The sequence below is a fragment of the Verrucomicrobiia bacterium genome (assembly GCA_019634635.1).
In the GTDB taxonomy this organism is placed as follows: Bacteria; Verrucomicrobiota; Verrucomicrobiia; order Limisphaerales; family UBA9464; genus UBA9464.
The window spans coordinates 20,480-37,993 of record JAHCBB010000043.1; the positions used below are offsets into that span (position 1 = coordinate 20,480).

The 17,514-nt window shown below is 65.8% G+C and carries 12 protein-coding genes and 1 pseudogene; 8 read left to right on the top strand and 5 right to left on the bottom strand.

All coding sequences use genetic code 11. The features are described 5' to 3' along the window. Positions 1-29 precede the first annotated feature (29 nt). Together KF791_19090 and KF791_19095 are read left to right on the top strand one after the other, a co-directional pair. Positions 30-770 (top strand): prepilin-type N-terminal cleavage/methylation domain-containing protein, encoded by a 741-nt coding sequence (locus KF791_19090; protein MBX3734687.1) that lies wholly within the window; start codon positions 30-32, stop codon positions 768-770. Positions 771-791: 21 nt separating this feature from the next. Further along, positions 792-2,864, top strand: a complete 2,073-nt coding sequence (locus KF791_19095) for a CotH kinase family protein (protein ID MBX3734688.1) — start codon at positions 792-794, stop codon at positions 2,862-2,864. Between the two features lie 106 nt (positions 2,865-2,970). Here the strand turns inward: KF791_19095 and KF791_19100 are convergent, their stop codons facing one another. The 4 genes from KF791_19100 to KF791_19115 form a co-directional block, all read right to left on the bottom strand. Then, positions 2,971-7,455, bottom strand: coding sequence for a PQQ-dependent sugar dehydrogenase (locus tag KF791_19100; protein ID MBX3734689.1), 4,485 nt, complete (start codon positions 7,453-7,455; stop codon positions 2,971-2,973). Positions 7,456-7,591: 136 nt separating this feature from the next. Beyond that, positions 7,592-8,512: a DHH family phosphoesterase gene (locus KF791_19105; GenBank protein MBX3734690.1), complete on the bottom strand. Its 921-nt coding sequence runs from the start codon at positions 8,510-8,512 to the stop codon at positions 7,592-7,594. Positions 8,513-8,586: 74 nt separating this feature from the next. Continuing rightward, positions 8,587-10,362: a redoxin family protein gene (locus KF791_19110; protein MBX3734691.1), complete on the bottom strand. Its 1,776-nt coding sequence runs from the start codon at positions 10,360-10,362 to the stop codon at positions 8,587-8,589. A 161-nt stretch (positions 10,363-10,523) separates the two neighbouring features. Continuing rightward, positions 10,524-10,892 carry a sulfurtransferase gene (locus KF791_19115; protein MBX3734692.1) on the bottom strand — a complete coding sequence of 123 codons (369 nt, stop codon included), beginning with the start codon at positions 10,890-10,892 and terminating at the stop codon, positions 10,524-10,526. 50 nt (positions 10,893-10,942) lie between these two features. Between KF791_19115 and KF791_19120 the strand changes: the two genes are divergently transcribed. Further along, entirely contained in the window at positions 10,943-11,305 is a 363-nt protein-coding gene (locus tag KF791_19120) for a cupin domain-containing protein (protein ID MBX3734693.1), read from the top strand. A 4-nt stretch (positions 11,306-11,309) separates the two neighbouring features. Further along, the gene (locus KF791_19125) at positions 11,310-11,579 is read left to right on the top strand and encodes a glutaredoxin family protein (protein MBX3734694.1); all 270 of its coding nucleotides are present in this window, start codon (positions 11,310-11,312) and stop codon (positions 11,577-11,579) included. 14 nt (positions 11,580-11,593) lie between these two features. Here KF791_19125 and KF791_19130 read toward each other — a convergent pair whose 3' ends face one another. After that, positions 11,594-13,909: a dienelactone hydrolase family protein gene (locus KF791_19130; GenBank protein ID MBX3734695.1), complete on the bottom strand. Its 2,316-nt coding sequence runs from the start codon at positions 13,907-13,909 to the stop codon at positions 11,594-11,596. Between the two features lie 186 nt (positions 13,910-14,095). Here KF791_19130 and trpD point away from each other — a divergent pair, with 186 nt between their 5' ends. The 4 genes and pseudogenes from trpD to KF791_19150 all read left to right on the top strand — a co-directional run. Beyond that, entirely contained in the window at positions 14,096-15,166 is a 1,071-nt protein-coding gene (gene trpD, locus KF791_19135) for an anthranilate phosphoribosyltransferase (protein ID MBX3734696.1), read from the top strand. 27 nt (positions 15,167-15,193) lie between these two features. After that, complete coding sequence (locus KF791_19140; GenBank protein ID MBX3734697.1) at positions 15,194-16,330, top strand: cysteine desulfurase; 1,137 nt, start codon at positions 15,194-15,196, stop codon at positions 16,328-16,330. A 12-nt stretch (positions 16,331-16,342) separates the two neighbouring features. Next, positions 16,343-16,864 (top strand): annotated as a pseudogene (locus KF791_19145) (transposase zinc-binding domain-containing protein). Between the two features lie 301 nt (positions 16,865-17,165). Beyond that, positions 17,166-17,514: hypothetical protein (locus tag KF791_19150; protein MBX3734698.1), on the top strand; the 349-nt coding region annotated here is incomplete at its 3' end.

Consider the following 17,514-nt stretch of genomic DNA (forward strand, 5'->3'; position numbering starts at 1 on the left):
ATCCGGAACTCAGGCCGACGGTTGAAAAAATGACCCTGAATCCAAATCGGAACCGCCCGCCGCATCGTCCCGGCGGGTTCACCTTGATTGAGCTCCTGGTGGTCATCGCGATCATCGCGATCCTTGCCGCGCTGCTCGCTCCGGCACTGGCGGGCGCCAAGGCCCGGGCCAATGGCATTCGATGCCTGAACCATGTCCGCCAGCTTGCCCTCTCGCTGGTCATCTATTCCGGCGACCATGACGGCTACTATCCGGCGCGACGGGAGCATCCGGCGGCCTGGATGACCGCCCTGCAGCCCTACTACAAGGACCCCGCGATCCTGAAGTGCCCGTCCGACCGCTTTCCCTGGATTCCAGGATTGCCGGTGGAGGCCCGGGTCGCCGTGCAGCGCAGCTTCGTCATCAACGGCTTCAATGACTGGTTCCAGGCGAACCTCAGTCCGACCAACTACCAGCAGTTCCTGCGCTGGCAGTGGCCGGCCGGCATGCGGGATTCCGCGATTCCCGAGCCCTCGGAGACCATCACCTTTGGGGAGAAAAAGGCCGGTTCCTTTCACGTACACATGGATTTCAGCCAGGGCCGCGAGGGCAACGACGTGGAGGAAATCGAGCAGAACCGCCACCGGAGCGGCCGGGGAAAGTCCGGCGGGTCCAACTTTGCGTTCGCCGACGGCAGCGCGCGGCTTTTGGGATACGGACGCTCCACCAGCCCCGTGAACTTGTGGGCGGTCACGGAAGCATGGCGCCGGGTGGCGGTCCGGGCTGAGTGAATCCTCCTTGAGGACACCCCGATGCCCTGCTCATTCCGGATCTGCTGCTGGAGCGTCCTTTTCGGAGCCCTGGCAGGCTCCCTCCAAAGTTCGGTCGTCCTGAACGAACTCTTGTATCACCCCCCAGATGACAACGACGCCCTTCAGTTCATTGAGCTGCACAACACCGGCCCGGAGCCGGTGGCGCTCGACGGCTGGCGATTGACCCGGGGGGTGGCGTTCACCGCGCCGAACTGGACCCTCCCGGCAGGCGGCTTCGCAGTGATCTGCCGAAACCGGGCCGCGTTTGAGAGGCAGTTCGGCCCGGGACTTCCTGTGATCGGCGAATTCAAGGGTCGTTTGAAGCACGGCGGCGAGCGGGTTGAACTCACGGATGCCGGCGGGCGGGTGGTGGATGCCCTGCGGTACGACGACACCCCTCCGTGGCCCGTGGGCTCCGATGGTTATGGAGCCTCTCTGGAACGAATCGTTGCCGATGGCCCCGCCGGGGACCCGGACAACTGGGCGGCGGCCGTGAATTCCGATCCACAGGTTCTCGCGGCCACGCCCGGACGGACCAACACCGTGGCCTCGATCCACCGGCCGCCCCGGATCTCCCCGGTGACCTTCGAGGCCCCCAGACCGGGGGTTCCCGTCCAGGTCACGGCAAAGGTGACGCCCGCCACCCCCGGGTTGCGCGTCGAGCTCCAGTACTGGGTGATCGCATCCACCACCGTTCCCGAGCCCGCGACCGTGATCTTGGAAGGCGGGTCCGTTCCCGGCGAATTTCGCGGATCCATTCCGGCTCAACCCGCCGGGCGCCTGTTGCGATTCCGGATCCGGGCCGTGGATGCCCGCGGTGCCGAGCGATGGGAGCCCGCCCCGGGGGAACCACGCCCGACCTTTTCGGCGTTTCTTCAGGACAACACGAACCGCCTGACCGTGCCCGAGGCGCGCCTGCTGACCCTGGGTCCCCGCGAATCCCCCGGCGCCTCCCTGCACCACAGATCCCGCGGACGAGACATCACCCTGCTTCGGGGACAGTCGGCATTCGTGGTTTTTCCAACCAACGGCACCCCGGCGCAGACGTTCGACCACATCCGGCTGAGTCCGAGATCCGGAGGCTGGAAGGTCCGCCTGCACAAGGACCTCCCCCTGGACGGCATGACCACCCTGAACGTCGTCTACGAACAGAGGCCGCGGTGGATGCTTTCGGAACCGCTGGCCTACGAGGTGTTCCGCCGTGCCGGGGTTCCAGCCCCCAACACCGGGCATCTCCGCCTGTGGCTCAACGCCCAGCCGCTCGGCTATCATCTGATGTTCGAGCAGGTCAACGCCTCCTTCCTGCGAAGGCACCAACTCGATCCCGATGGCAACCTGTACAAGCTCCTCTGGTACGGAAACGATGTCATTGGCCAGCATGAGAAAAAGAACAACCCCGAGTCGGGTCATGCCGACCTGCTGGAGGCGATCGCCCTGCTGGACCGCGGCACCGGTGACCGGGTCTGGGGGGATATCCAGCGCGCATTCCATGTCGGCGAGTTCGCCAGCTACTTTGCGGTGAGCCATTGCATCCAGAACTGGGACGGCTTCTTCAACAACTACTTCGTGCACCGGGGCCCCGGACCCGATGGCCGGTGGACCATCATCCCTTGGGATCAGGACAAGACGTGGGGCGATCACGACGGCGCGTCCCGGGCCTACGACTGGTATGACATGCCGCTCACGTACGGAATGAAAGGCGATCGGAGGCCGGGAAGCCGGTTCAGCTTCTTCCGATTGGGCAACACGGGCTGGGATGGTGGCAGTTGGTGGCGTCCGGGGGGATATTTCTCTGGCCCGCTGCTCGCGCATCCGCAGTTCCGAGGACGCTTCCTGACCCGCCTCCACGAAGTGTGCCAGGACGTCTTCACCGAGCCGGCCCTGCTCCCCGTCATCAACGACCTCGAGCGCCGGCTCGCACCGGAGGTGCAATACCGGGCGTCGTTGGAGGGCATGGATCCAAGCCAGGCGCGGGCGGAGTTTCTCGAATTGGTGGATTCCTTCCGCCGCCAGCTCAAGCATCGGCGCGCGTTCCTGATACGTGCCTTGGAACGGGAATCCGCGGGACGCTGATCTCCAGCCTCCCTCAGGCGCCCTCGCTGCGCGACCGGCTACGGGCCTGCCTCCGACCACCGGTCGGGGACGCACGCCTCAGAACCGCTCGGGCTGAACGGCGGGACTACGGCGCCTCGTCCGGGTTCAACACCTGCAACCGGACGTAGTTGAAGTTGATCCAGATGGAATGGCGGGCGGGAGCCGGCCCCGTCCGGACAATCTCGATCGTGTTGGGGCCTGCTCCCGCCCCAACTTCCGACAGGAGAAAATCCAGATCCACCGTCGTCGTGGCCCTCAGCGTCTTGGAATAGAGCACTTCGCTGCGCCCGGACGCCGTCCGAAGCCGCACGACAATATCGTGCTGATAGAACCCGGGCTGGATGACCCCGCCAATCATGTAGCCACCCCGGGTCAACTGAAACGTGACACGCATCCGGGTCCGTTCCCTTACCTGGTCCTGCGTGAGGACGAAATGAATCCGGTTGGTCCGGTCGGCCCCGGAGAGGCCCCGCTCGAAGGCCACATCCGGTTCCCTCGCTGCAAGATCCAGGTTGGATCTGAGACCATTGAACCCGGCGGGGTACAAGCCCGCGAGGTAGAAGTCGTCATCCGCGGTCGGATTGGAGGCCGGATCGTACAAGGGGTCCTCCGGCACCCGCGTGACCTTGCCTGGAGGCGCGTCGGCCCTGCCATTCTCACGGCTGAATTCCCAGAACGGCGACCGGGTGACCCCGGTGAGTGGATCCTCGACGCCAATGGCCCACTCGACCACCGGTTCCCCTCCGCCGGGGTTCTCCGTCACTGGATCCTCCCCGGCCGCCCCGTCATCCGTGTCCGGAGTCTCAGGGAGCACCTCACCATCATCTGGTTCATCGGGCGGTTCCACCCCGGCCTCCGGGGCCTCCGGAGTCGGCGGTACAGGCGGTGCAGGCGGTACAGGCCGGACAGCCGAAGGATTGACCACCTGCATCCGGACGTAATTGAAGGTGACCCAGATGGAACTTCGGGCGGGACTCGGCCCCACACGAACCACTTCCACCGTGTTGGGGCCCGCCGCGGCTCCGACTTCATCCAACCGGAACTCCACGTCAACCGTCGTGGTCTTACTGATCCGATTGGCGTACAAAACCGTGCTCCGCCCGGCGGCGTTCCGGAACCGGACCACGATGTCATGGTCAAAGAACCCAGGTTGCACGACACCGCCAATCATGCGGCCGCCCCGGGTCAACTGGAAGGTGACACGCATCCGGGACTGGTCTCCGACCAGGGCGTCGTTCAAGACGAAGTGAATTCGGTTGGTGCGATCGCCCGCGGTGAGTGCCCGTTCGAAACCCGTCAGGGACTCCTGGCGGGAAAGATTGAGGTCTGCCGGGAGACGGTTGAAACCCGCGGGGTAGAACCCGGCGAGGTAGTAATCGTCGTCCACTCCGGGGTTCGAGGCGGCGGCGTACTGGGGGTCCCCGGGATCACGGGTGACCCGTCCCGGTGCCGCGTCGGCCCGGCCGTTCTCCTGACGAAACTCCCAGAAGGGCGGGTTCCGACCATTGGCGGAGTTGCCGTCCACCGGGTCTTCCTGGCCGATGTCCCACCGGACCATCAAGGAATCCGTGCCCACCGGCGGCACCCCATCGCCCGGCGGTGGATTCGGGTCTGAATCCGGGTTTTCAACCTCCGGATCTTCGGGGGATACGTCCGGCGGCCCCTCCTCGTAGGGCGGATTCTCCTCCTCAACCACCGGCGGGCCATCAGGCGACGAGACGCCGAGTTCGACATAGTTGAAGTGGATCCAGGCCCCGATACCCGGAGGATTTGGGCCAACCCGCACGAACTCGATCGTGTTCGGCCCCGCGTTGGCACCAACGTCCTGTGCGGAAAACTCAAGATCAATGACGGTTGCGCGCGACACCCGGTTGGCATAAAGGACCGTGTTGCCCCCCCGGGCATTTCGAAACCGGACCGCAATGTCGTGGTCGAAGAATCCATCCCGCTTCTCCTTGTTCTCCATCGAACCGCCCCGCGTCAGCTCGAACCGCAGTCGAATCACCGAACCGGGGACCACGTCACGCGGCTCAAGAACAAAGTGAAGCCGGTTCACCCGGTCCCGGATGGCAAGCGATCGCTCCCACGCCGCCCAGGGTTCATCGTTCGGCACCAGGAGCGGTTCCTTCAGGCCGTTAAAACCGGCGGGATACCAGCCCGCGAGGTAGTAATCGTCATCCGGGCCAGGGTTCGCATCCGGATCGTACTGCGGATCCCCTTGAACCCGTGTCACCGAGCCCGGGGGCGTCTCGCTGCGCCCACTCTCCTCGGAAAACTCCCAGGACGGGCGGAACGGCTGTCCCGGCGGAGCGTCCTCCGGACGGTCTTCGACACCGATCATCCAGCGGGACCTGGACTCCAGGATCCAGCGGGTGACGACGTCAATCCCGGCACGGTCCAGCTCACTCGAACCAATGGGCGGCATGTGGACTGCCCCCAGCTCCGTCATCCGGCGAAGCAGCATGGAACCGCCCAGATCCCCACGCCGGACCACCCGGGCGTCCGGGTTGCCCAGGTTGTCCACGAGGGCGCCATCCAAAATCCCCGCCTGGGTGACCGGGGTGCCCAGCCGCGCATCCCAGTTGCCGCGCCCGGGTCCGCCCGGCAAATGGCAGTAGGCGCAATTTGCATCCAGGTACGACTTGAAACGCCGCTCGAGCGAGGCGGACTCGTCCCCGATCGCCACCATCCGCGGCAGGGTGCCCGGTGAGGACACAGGGGCGTCGAAGATACCGAGACGACTGAGGGCGACCAACTGGTTCACAGACGACCCGCCGGAATCCACTTCCCGATTCAACTGCCGGGCGGAGAAGCCAAGGACATGGCCCGCGGCGGCGTTGTGGCACGACAGACATTCCGATCGTGAGGGATAGTGCCAGCGCTGGATCCGCGTCTGGCCGCCCTCGACCACCGCAATCTCCTCATCCATCCCGGAGTCCGGAACCAGATCGGCGTTGGACCCATCGGGACGCCACCGGTAGGTCAGCCCGTACACTCCCTCGTCGGTCTTGACGAGGAACCGGGTTTCCAGACGACGCCGGGAGTTCGGATCACCCCGGACCAAATCGAGGTCAAAATGCTTCACCCACACCATGCCGGAAGGAAACTGCCATCCCTCCTCCTCGTTCCGTTGGATCCGGCTGCCGGCATCCTGCATGAAGAACCAGCGGCGCTTGATCGCGTGGTCCGACCAGAACGGGGTGGTCACCTCATAGGGAGTGACACCCGCGGCCGGTACGAGCCGCCTGAGACTGGAAAAAACCCGGGTCGCATCCAGGGTCGGAGGCAGGGATGGACCGTCACTGGTAACGTCGCGAACCAGCTTCTGGATCCGGCCGCGTCCCACCTCCGGGACCAGCAATTCTCCGGTCGCCGGGTTCAGCCCCAAGCCTCCGAAACCGGACGCCGCGGTCGTCACCTTCCAGATGTCGGCGGTGCCAACGGCATGCGGATTCAATGCCCAGAGGTGCCGGGAGCCGAAGTCCCCGAAGAGATAGCGTCCCTCGAGCTCCGGATACCGACCACCGCGATACACAAATCCGCCAATGACCGCCTGTCCCTCGAAATTGGGATCCACCCCGCCCCGACCGTACTGATAGATGGGCGCCAGGGACTGGAACCCAGCGGGGGCGCTGCGTGGCATGGGCAGCGTGCCCTCGAAATACGCCCAGCCATAATTGCCACCGCGCACGATCCGGTTCACCTCTTCCAATCGCCGGTCTCCGACGTCACCCGCGTACAAGTCCCCTGTCAGCGGGTCGAATCCCATGCGGAAGGGGTTGCGGAGTCCGACCGCCCAGAACTCGGTGCGCACCCGCGCCGGATCCACCGGCAACCCGTTGAAGGCGGTGGCGCCGATGAACGGGTTGTCGCCGGGAATCCAATACCCCGTGCCGACCGCCGGATGCGGATTCGGGGGGAGGCTTCCGGGACGCCCATCCACATCAATCCGGAGTATGCCGCCGAAGAAATCACGGTCAATGCGCTGGGCATTCTGGACCTGGGCGGCGGCACCACCGCCGTCCCCAACCGAGATATAAAGGAAGCCGTCAGGTCCGAAGTGCATGTCGCCACCCTGGTGGTTGTCGCGCTCATCGAACTGCGAAATCAGGATCTGCTCGGAGGCGCGGACCGCCCGCCAGGGATTTGCCGGATCCCGCTGAAACCTCGAAACGGTGGAATAGGTCTTCCCGGCGGCGCGGTTGGTCCGGCTGTAGAACGCGTAGAACCAGCCGTTCTCAACGTAACGAGGGTGAAAGGCAAGGCCCAGCAGACCCGACTCCGACCGACTGGCCCCCAGACCGTAGGTGTCGCGCGAAATGTCCAGGAACACCGTCTTTGTCGGCCGGGCCAGGTTGGTGATCACGTGAATCCTCCCGAACAACCCGATGACGTACAGCGCGTTGGTCTGGCCCGGTGCGTTCGCCAGTCCGACAATGTCGTCGCTCCGGTAGGGAAAGGTGAGTCCGGGGAAGGCCTCGACCAGACGATAGTGCGACCGGGGTGCCGACGACGGGAACGCCGGCGGGTCCAGCACCAGCCGCTGACCGGCCGCAGGCAGAATCGCCATCAGAAAGATAGCGACCGCCAAAGCGGTTCGCCCCCGTGGACACGGGCGTTTGACCTCCATAAGTGCCTAAGCGAGGACCAATTATTCCGCTTCTGGCAAGAAAAAAACCTGGGGCGCGGGCAGGCCGGGCGAATCCCTACAGCTGTAATCCACCCGTCGCCGCGTCGGGATCTCCGGCCCGTTCGGGTGTCAGAAGCTGTCTCAGATACTGCACGGCACCCTCGAGGTCGGTCACCGAACGTGGCAGCGTGGCGCCGGCGGCATTTGGATGCCCCCCGCCCTGCAGTCGGGCCGCCACCCCCAAGGCCTCGCCGTCGAGGCTGCGAACACTGGCGACAATCGTCCGATTCGCCTTGGGAAACAGGGTGACCAGCACCTTGTATCCGGTGGCCCCCCGTTCCAGCAGTTCATGCACGATGCGGTTCGAGTCGCCGACCGAGGTCTGCACCACCCCGACTTCCGGCGAAACCTCCTCGACATGGGACGCCGACCAGGCGTAGCCGATGGGATTCTCGACCCGCCGCTTCACCGTCATCACCTCGAGCAACGGATGATTCAGCAGCCGCTCGGGATCCCCCTCCAGCAGCCGGTGCAAATTCCAGAATCCATACTCCTTCACCAGTCCGGCGTAGTCATTGGCCAGGTCAAACTCCGGATCCGCATCCAGCCAGAGGTCGGCGATGTTGTTGAGGTGCACCAACCGGTCGAGGACCGGAGTGCCCAGGCCGGCTTCGCGACAGAGGGCATACGCCAGACTGGCCGCCGACTTTTCCGGATCATGAATCAGGCGTGCCTGGGTGGGCCGGGAGGTCGTTGTGTGATGATCCACCACCAGCCAGTCGGGACGGTCCAGACGGGACTCGAAGCTGAAGTCCGCCACCCAGGCCACCGGCTCAGTCATCTGACGATTGCGCCACCCCTGGTAGTTCCAGGCCTGCAGGGTCACCTCCGCCCCAAACAGCGACCGGGCCAGCCGGACCAGCAGCAGACCGGAAAGCAGCCCGTCCAGATCGCTTTCATGGGTGAGGATGACCGAAGGCCGTGCAAACGAAGCCATCCGTTCAGCCTACCGGGGCCCCCGGGGATGTCGAATGTCGAAAGGAGTCGAATCCGGCCCGGCGGGCTCACGCGTCACCTCGAAGCCGAGGTGGGAGACTCCGGTTCATCCGCAGCCTCGAAGAACCCGATGAACATCTCGTCCCACGACTGCCGCCCAAACGTCACATGGCGCTTGGGATCCGGATTGTCCGGATTCATCGGGGAGTTGTCGAACGCGCCGGACACCAGCAACCAGGAACCCGCCGGCACGCGACGCGGCTCCTTCAGGTAGTAGCTGTGCTGCCATTTGAAGTCGTATCGCGGCACGTGGAGCAGCGTTTCCCGCGTCCCGTCCGGCAACAGCAGTTCATACCGCATCCATTTTCCACGGAGATGCATGTGCGGGAAGAGGCCGTAAAGCGTGGCGGGCTTTTCAAACGCATAGGTGGCGGTGTGCCGGGCCTCGGCATCTCCCGGAGGAATCAAGAGGCTCAATTCGATGGCCTGCCGTGTCTCGGCCGCGCGCGGACGTGGACCTTCCGCAAGATACAGCGCCACTTCGCTTTCGTCCGTCTCCTCGGTGCCGCAGGTGGTGTAGTGCAGCTCCAGGGTCAATTCCGCCCCGCGGGGAAGGCACTTGGCCACGTCCGACGGATAGCTCAAGGCGCTGGCGCCCGGCGCCCAGCCGATCATGAACGCCCCATTGTCGTTCCCGGTGTCGGGTGCGCCGGGCCACTTGGCGTACAGGATGACGTGGTGAACGACCTTGGGGTTGCCCGGCTTGATGTCGAGGGCCTTCAGCCAGACGTCGTTGGTGAACGGGTTGGGCACCTTGACGTAGCGGTACTCGACCACTCCGGTCGCCGGAATGCGCTGGGGTTCGGGCAAACGCAGGACCGCCTGGGGTTCGCCCAGCCGCCATTCCGGTAGCGGTGCCAGGGGTGCCGCCAGTGGGTCCTCACCGTCCCCCCGGGGCGCTCCCGCCCTGGCCCAGCGGATCAACGTCTGCGTCTCCTCCCGCGTCAGGGTGTTGCCATCGAGAAAGGTTCCATGCCCCGGGTGCGGATCCCAAGGCGGCATGCGCCGCGTGAGCAACACCTCCTCGATCATGTCCGCATAGTTGGCCACGCGGCGATGGCTGTTCATGCTGAACGGCCCGATGCCCCCCGGGCGGTGGCACTCCACACAATGGCTGGCGAGCAGGGGCGCGACCTGGCGGACATAGTCCGGCGCCTCATCGTCGCCGGCGACCCTGGCATAGCTGATCCTGCAGCCGCGCGCCGGGGTCTTTGCGACCTGAATCTCCCGACCGGCGAGAAAGTCCTCCAACGCCGTCTCCAGGTAACGTTCGGTGGGTGCGGGCTTTTCGGCGCCTTCGGCCAACTGGTCGTCCATCGCGCCGCGGTAGATCACCCGGCGGTCCGCGAGATCAATGGCGACCACTTCCGCGGTGCGCTCCACCCCGAGGGCCAGCCCCAGACTCTGCCGGGGGTCGAGGAGCCACGTCATGCTGTGGAGCCCCAGCTTGAAGCGCTCCTTCTGCACATCTCCGACAGAATCGCCCGCGTAGGCGTTCACCAGCCAGAACGTCACACCCTGCCCCTCGAACCGGTCGCGCAGGTCCCGGAATTTGGACGCACTCTTGCGCACGATCGGACATCCGGTGCCTGTGAACATCAGGACCACGGCGCGTCCCGGCGTGCGGAACAGCTCATGATTCCGCTCGTCGGTGTCCAGCAGCGCGAAATTGGGCACTGCCGGGCCCGTTGCGGCGTGGCCCGCAACCGCCCCAGCACAGGCCACGGCAAGCCATTGGGCCAGCCGTGGGATCCGAACCCGTCGCGGAAGCCCCGTGATGCGCCTCGGCATGGTCGCGGGGTATCTATGAACCGTAGTCACCATGAAGGCTGACGCTGGACGCGCGACGACCAAATGGCAAATCGGCAATGAATGTTGTCGTCCTTTCCCGCCTCCGGCCCCGCAAAGGACCCCCAGGCCTGCAGGCGCGCGGTTCCCGCGACCGCACCTTTTTATCGGGTCACCGGCCAACCGGCGGTGGTGATCGCGCGGTAGCCGCCCGCCAGGGACCACACACGGGTGTACCCCATTCGCTGCAGCGACTCGGCCGCCAGCGCGCTCCGATAGCCGCCCCCGCAGTACAGGATCAGTTCGGTGGCGCGGTCGGGCACCCGGGCCTCGATATCCCGCTCCAGAATGCCCCGACCCAACGCGATGGCACCCTCAGCATGGCCCGCGGCCCATTCGCTCTCCTCCCGCACGTCCACGAGCAGGGCCGCCGGATTCGCGGCAAGCCGCTGGCGGGCCTCCTCCGGGCGGATCTCCCGGATGCCGGACCGCGCCGCCTCAACCAATTTCAAAAACCCGGGAGCATGTTGCACGTTGGGACCATGACTTGCCCCGCAACGCCTGCCAACCCCACACTCTCCGCATGGATGTGGTCAACCTCGATGAAGCCCCCGCCTTCGTCACCAAGGACGGCTCGGAGATCCGCGAGCTGCTGGCGCATCGCAACTCGGTGATCCGGAACCAGAGCCTCGCCGAGGCCCGGCTGTTGCCGGGCCAGGCCACCGAGGAGCATTACCACGCCCGCACGGAGGAGATTTACTACGTCACCGAAGGGACTGGACGCCTCCGCCTCGGCGAGGAGCTTCGGGACGTGCGGACGGGCGACGCGGTTGCCATCCCCCCGGGGCAACGCCACAAACTGTGGAATACCGGGACCGGAATCCTCCGCATCCTCTGCTGTTGCGCCCCGGCCTACGAGCACAGCGACACCTTCCTGACCGGCTGATCCCATGAAACCCACCGTCATCCGGCTCTTCATCAAACCCGGCTGCCCCTGGTGCGACGAAGCCCTCGAGTGGTTTGCCCAGCATGGCATCCGGCATGAGACGCTGGACGTCCTCCGCGATGGCGCTGCGCGGGCGGAGATGCGGTCGCTGACCGGTCAGACGCTCGCGCCGTCCCTGGAAGTGGACGGTGAAGTGCTTGCCGATTTCGGCACCGACGAACTCGAGGCCTGGTGGACGGAACACGACTTCGAGCCCCGGGTTTCGGGCCGCTGACCCCGTGCATCCGATCAGTTGCCGGACGCGGCCGGCCATCGGAGGTGCCGGTGGAGGAACTCGAATGTCCCCCGGCCGTAAATGGAATGGGGACCGTCGAAGTACTCAATGACGGCACGGTCCGGGTGCCCAAGCTTCACATAGTGCCGGCGCGTCTTCGCGAATTCATACGCCACCCATTCATCCGGCGCCACACCGTCGTCATGGCCGCGTTCCACCATGAACGGCCGTGGAAAAATCAGCCAGGACATCTCGGCATAGTTGAAGGTGTTCCCCAGATTCCATTCCGGCATGTCGTATTCCGGAGTCCACAGGTAGCTGTACGGAGAGCGCGCCGAAACATTCTTCCAGATCCACTCATTATAGTCCGCAGAGCAGATGCTGAGGCAGTAGCGGTCCACGAGAACTGGCACCCGCATGGCCGTCTTGCCCCCGTAGCTCAGACCGTAAAAGGCGATCCGGTCCGGATCGGTGAACGGCTGCGCCGCCAGCCACTCCGTGATCACCTCGTGCTGGCGGACCACAAACGACCAGAGCGTCAGCCCCAAGGGCTGGGCCTGCCGCAGAACCTGACGGAACCGCGTGCCGCCGATGTACGGATTTTGTGGCGCGAAGGTGATGAACCCCCGCTCGGCCAATCGCAGTCCGTACTGATGGTAGAAGGGACTCGCAATCGCGGGGTCGGAAATGTCGCTCGGACGCCCCTCCAGTCCGTGCTGACAAACCACCACCGGACGTCGTTCGCCCGGCTTCAGACCCGCAGGCAGGCAGAGAATGCCGAACGCCATGACGTCCGGATGGACATCAAGGACGACCTCATAGCGCACCACTCCATTGGTTTCACCCAGCCATCGGGCCCGCGGATTCATGGGCAGCGACGGTGGCGGAAGTCGTCCCACCACCTGGTCCCGAAAATATTCCCGGTACCGCTTTGCGGACCCTTCGAAGGCAGCGGCATTGCGGAAGTCGGCATCTTTCCAGAAATCCCTGCGGGCATACTCTCCCTCCCGCATCAGCCACTGGGTGTCCTCCAGCAACTGCCGGTAGAGCCGCAGGGTGCGCCCGGCGGCGTCCGGGATCTCTCCAGTGACCTCAGGCGACGGGGTGTCGGCGACGGGGCGGGGCTGGCTCCCCAGGGACTTGAGAAACGCGTCCACACCCTCGCCGAAAGTGTCCCCGCCCCCCGGGAACCACTGTGCCGACGTCCCTCCGGTCCATGATCGCAGTCGCGCGAATTCCGCACGGACCGCCTCCGGTTCCGGGCGCGCCAGACGCCCGGGTGCGCCGCCGTGGGCATCGGTCAGGGTGACCTCCGGGTGCCGTCCCGATTCGACGAACAGGGGCCGGGGCGCGATGAGTGCGGCGACTTCCGCGTCCCCAAACTCCCGCAACAGTCCGAACAAATTGCGATCAATCGGCTCCTCCCAAAGCGCTTCCCGCGGACCAAAGGCGCCGCTGATCCAGGCGGCATCAAACCGGGGATCCACTGCGGCGGCAAACAGGGCCAGCCGGCCGCCTTCTCCATAGCCAGCGACGCCCATCGGGGTTGCGGGAGTTTGCGTGCGCGTCGCCCGGAACCAGTCCGCCGCGGCCAGGAGGCGGTGCACCTCATAGGTGACCGGCGTGTGTCCCATCTCGTAGCCGGCCCGCCAGAGCGTTTCACGCGCGCTGTGGGCCACCGAACGAACACCCGGGTTGCCCCCAAGGCGGGTGTCGCGCCCGATCAATGCGGGCACGATCACCCGGCATCCCGCCTCCGCGCAACGTCGCGCCACCTGCTCCGCGGGAGTCAGCCCCGCCACCAATCCCGCCAGTTGCTCCGGCGATTGCTCACAGTCCGGCACCACCACCACGTCCGCCAGCGACCGGCCATCCGGAACGAGGAGCAACCCCTCGCCCTCGACGCCCCGGAATACCGTCCAGGCCACCGCAAAGGCGCGGAAACCTGCGCCGCGTCCGACCTCGCCCCCCGGGGGCAAACCCGGCCCCCGCACCGGCATGATCTCACGCAAGGTCACTCCATCCCGCAGGTCACGGGGATCATTCAGTCCCACGACATCCCGGAGCCGCACCCGGTTGGATTCAAATCGCCCCGGAAGCGGCCCGTCACCGGTCCAGAATTCCGGCCGCTCGCGCGCGGTCTCCACGGTGGCCCGCTCCAGATACCGCCGCAGTCCCTCCACCATTTCAGCCGCCCGGTCCGGATGCTCGGTCAGCGGTGTCGTGCCGGGTAACGTCTGCGCCGCGGGCGCCGACGTGCCGAGACCCGATAGCAGCAGCGTGGTGCACACCCAGATTGGGATCCGGTTCAGCAGGAGGGAGTCCGTCACCCGGAAACGTTGTGGCGATGGCCCGGCAAACGAAAGCCACTTCGCGAACCGATCGCGCCGGCGTTCAATCGCCGCTTCGGCAAACGGGATTTCGCAGGTCACGAAACACCGGCCGCGGGAAGGCGTTCGGATGTGGCGGTGCGGTTTCCGATTCTCCGTAGGGCCCGCCTGGGCCAGCATGGCGCCGTGCTCGCACCGCTCACCCAGATTGTCCGATCCGGTACGGAACTTGACCCGGCCGGGATCGCGGACGCCGTCCGCTGCCTGACCTCGGAGACGTTGCCGGTCGAGGACAAGGCGGACTTCCTCACCGCGCTGGCGGTGCGCGGGGAGACGCCACGGGAAATCGCCGGATTCGCCAGGGAGCTCCGGACCCTCTCGGTGCCCGTGTCCCTGCCGGAGTCCCTCCGGGACGTGGAGATCCTCGATGTCTGTGGCACCGGAGGCGACCGGCAAAACACCTTCAACATCTCAACCACCGTGGCGTTCGTCTGTGCCGGTGCCGGAGTCTCGGTGGCCAAGCACGGCAACCGGGCCATCACGTCGCGGTCGGGGAGCGCCGACGTGCTCCAGGCGCTCGGAGTTCCGACGGATCTGCCGCCCGAAATGGCGGCGGATTCCCTCGCCCGGCACCGGTTCGCATTCTTCTTTGCGCCCCGATACCACCCGGCGTTCAAACACATCGCCCCGGCCAGATCCCTGTGCGCTTCCCGCGGACAACGGACGCTCTTCAACCTGCTCGGACCGCTGCTGAACCCTGCGCGCCCGACGGTCCAGCTCCTCGGAGTGCCACGCCCGGAACTGTGCGATCCCATGGCTCGAGCCCTGCAGTCCCTCGGACTCCGTCGCGCCCTGGTGGCATGCGGCGAGGTACCCTCCCCGGAGTCGCCGGCGACCGGCCCGGCGTTCCTCGACGAATTGAGCACCCTGGGCGACAACACGCTGGCCGAGTTCCACCAGGATCGCGGCTTCCACGTGTCCCGCTGGTCGCCCCGCGACTTCCCATTGCAACCTTCCACGGTGGCCGGCCTCGCGGGTGGCGATGCTGCGCACAACGCCGCAATCCTCCGGGATCTGCTCGCCGGTTCGGACCGTGGACCCCGCCGCGACGCGGTGCTGCTCAACGCGGGCGCCGCGCTGATGATCGCCGGGCGCACGCGCTCGATCGTCGAGGGCTGGGCGCTGGCCGCAGAGATCCTCGATTCGGGCCTGGCCCTCAGGGCGCTGCAGCGTGTCGTCGCGCCAGCCAACGCCTGAACTGCCGGCCACAGCAGGGAACCCCGCATGGCAATCTACCTGGACTACAACGCCACGACGCCCCTGGACCCGGCGGTACGCGAGGCCATGCGCCCGTTCCTGGAAGAGAACTGGGGCAACCCTTCGAGCGTCCACAGCATCGGGCGCGCGGCCCGGGCGGCCTTGGACGACGCACGGTACCGGATGGCCGGGCTGTGGCGGTGCCGCCCATCCGAGGTCGTCTTCACCGGCGGCGGCACGGAAGCCAACAATCTGGCCGTCCTTGGCACCGCACGACGACTGCGCGACCGCGGGCGTCATCTGGTCACCTCCCCCATTGAACACCCGGCGGTTCGCCTGGCCTTTCACCTGCTGAGGGACCGCGAAGGATTCGAACTGACCGAGGTCCTGGTGGACGCCACGGGACAGGTGGACCCGCAATCGGTGGCCAATGCCGTGCGTCCGGACACCGTGCTGGTCTCCATCATGGCCGCGAACAACGAGGTGGGGACGCTGGAGCCCGTTGCGGCCATCGGAGCGATCTGCCGGGAGCGCGGCGTAGTGTTCCATACCGATGCCGTTCAGTCGCTGGGCAAATGTCCCTTTCGCGACATCCACCAGTTCGAGGCGGATCTGGTCAGTGTCTGCGCCCACAAGTTCCACGGTCCCAAGGGCGCCGGGGCGCTGTTCATTCGTTCACCGCTGCTGCCCGAGCCGACGCAAGTCGGGGGAGGTCACGAGAACGAGCGGCGTGCCGGCACGGAGAACCTGGCGGGCATCGTCGGGCTTGTGGAAGCGTTCGAACGGTTCGTCCCCGCACCCGTGTTTGATCCGCAGGAGATCGCTCCGCGGACGGCGCGTCTTGCCGCGGCGGCGGCCGCACTGCCGGGGGTGACTCTCCGTGGTCACGCGACAGCCCGCCTTGCCAACACCCTGGCCTTCACGGTGGCCGGTACGGACAGCATCGCCTTGATGGCCGCGTTGGACCTAGCCGGCATCTGCGCCTCGGGCGGTTCCGCCTGCGCCGCCGGCTCCCTCGAACCGAGCCATGTCCTCAGGGCCATGGGCGTCCCCGCCGCCGAATGCAACGCCCTGGTCCGCTTCTCACTCGGCCGCGGGACAACCGACGCCGAAGTGGAGCGCACCATCGCGCTGCTCCCCGACGTGATTCGCCAGGTGCGGTGAACCCGGCACGGCAACTGGTTCTGCCCCTCCTGCCATCAACGCAGGGTCCTGCAAACCGCCGCCCATCTGGTGGACCACATCCTGCTTCCCGTCCCACACCGACACGTCGTCCTCGCCCTGCCCAAGCCGCTGCGACCGCTCTTCCGTCGGGATCGCAACCTCCTCCGGTGCCGTTGCACCGTCGCACAGCAAACGCTGACCCAACTCCTGCGCACCACCCTGGGATTGCCTCGCGGACGCCCCGCCTTCCTCCTCACGCTCCACACCTTCGGCGAGTACCTCGACTTCCACCCCCGCTCCATGCTCTGGTGGCCGAGGGCAACCTCGATTCTGAAGTCGAGACTTCCCCGATGCCCGACTACGAGAACGTCCCCACCGACTGAAGCCCGCTCAGCCAATGGACGCCAGCCTGCTAGCGACACCCTGGAATTGGGGAGTACACTGGGATCACTGCCCCCTCTTGCGGCCGTCAAAGCCATTCGACCCGCTCCCGCCTCGGAGAATGCTCCGCCGTGGGCGAAAATTGGCAGTTGACACCGCCCGAATCGCGAGATGAACTCACCCATAAGGCCCGAAGCTTAGGCAGCGAAACCAAATCTCTCTTACCCGGCGAAGCGTTAAAGCCAATTTCCTGCCAGTCTTGGACGGAATATTATCGCGGTCAGCCGATGAATGGCGCCGTCACGCACAACGACACCGACGCGCGCACCTCGCAGGGAATGTTCTTTCGAGTGCGCCAAGTGACCTCTGCGCCCCGTTTGATCCGAATGGCGGAAACCAAATCTTCATGCGTATGAACACATGCATTCGTCGAGCGATTCGAACCCTTGCCTCCTTGACGCTGCTGGTCGTGGTCGAGTTGTTGGGTGCCACCGGAACCATCTTTTACAATACAACTTCCAGCGGCCCACCAGCCAGGTCCGTGCGCGCGATGGGCGCGGACGGTTCGAATGTTCGCGAGATTCCGCTCATCGTGCCATCACCTGCTCTGCCGACCGTCTCGCGCGATGGCCGGGCGCTGCTGGTCACTTCGGGAGGTCCACTCGCAAGCGTGATGCTGAGCCAGAATGTGTTTCATGTTGATCTCTCGACGGGTGCCACTGTTCCAATCACTCATTACGTGGATACGGTTACGATCGACACGGTGGTCTATACGAACGTGAATACGGAGCCCGATCCCAGAT

What these genes read in the sequence shown, in the direction of transcription:
- KF791_19100 (MBX3734689.1), bottom strand. Translation starts at nt 7,455, where the DNA reads ATGGCGATTCTGCCTGCGGCCGGTCAGCGGCTGGTGCTGGACCCGCCG.
- KF791_19095 (MBX3734688.1), top strand. Translation starts at nt 792, where the DNA reads ATGCCCTGCTCATTCCGGATCTGCTGCTGGAGCGTCCTTTTCGGAGCC.
- KF791_19090 (MBX3734687.1), top strand. Translation starts at nt 30, where the DNA reads ATGACCCTGAATCCAAATCGGAACCGCCCGCCGCATCGTCCCGGCGGG.
- KF791_19125 (MBX3734694.1), top strand. Translation starts at nt 11,310, where the DNA reads ATGAAACCCACCGTCATCCGGCTCTTCATCAAACCCGGCTGCCCCTGG.
- KF791_19140 (MBX3734697.1), top strand. Translation starts at nt 15,194, where the DNA reads ATGGCAATCTACCTGGACTACAACGCCACGACGCCCCTGGACCCGGCG.
- KF791_19105 (MBX3734690.1), bottom strand. Translation starts at nt 8,512, where the DNA reads ATGGCTTCGTTTGCACGGCCTTCGGTCATCCTCACCCATGAAAGCGAT.
- KF791_19120 (MBX3734693.1), top strand. Translation starts at nt 10,943, where the DNA reads ATGGATGTGGTCAACCTCGATGAAGCCCCCGCCTTCGTCACCAAGGAC.
- KF791_19110 (MBX3734691.1), bottom strand. Translation starts at nt 10,362, where the DNA reads ATGCCGAGGCGCATCACGGGGCTTCCGCGACGGGTTCGGATCCCACGG.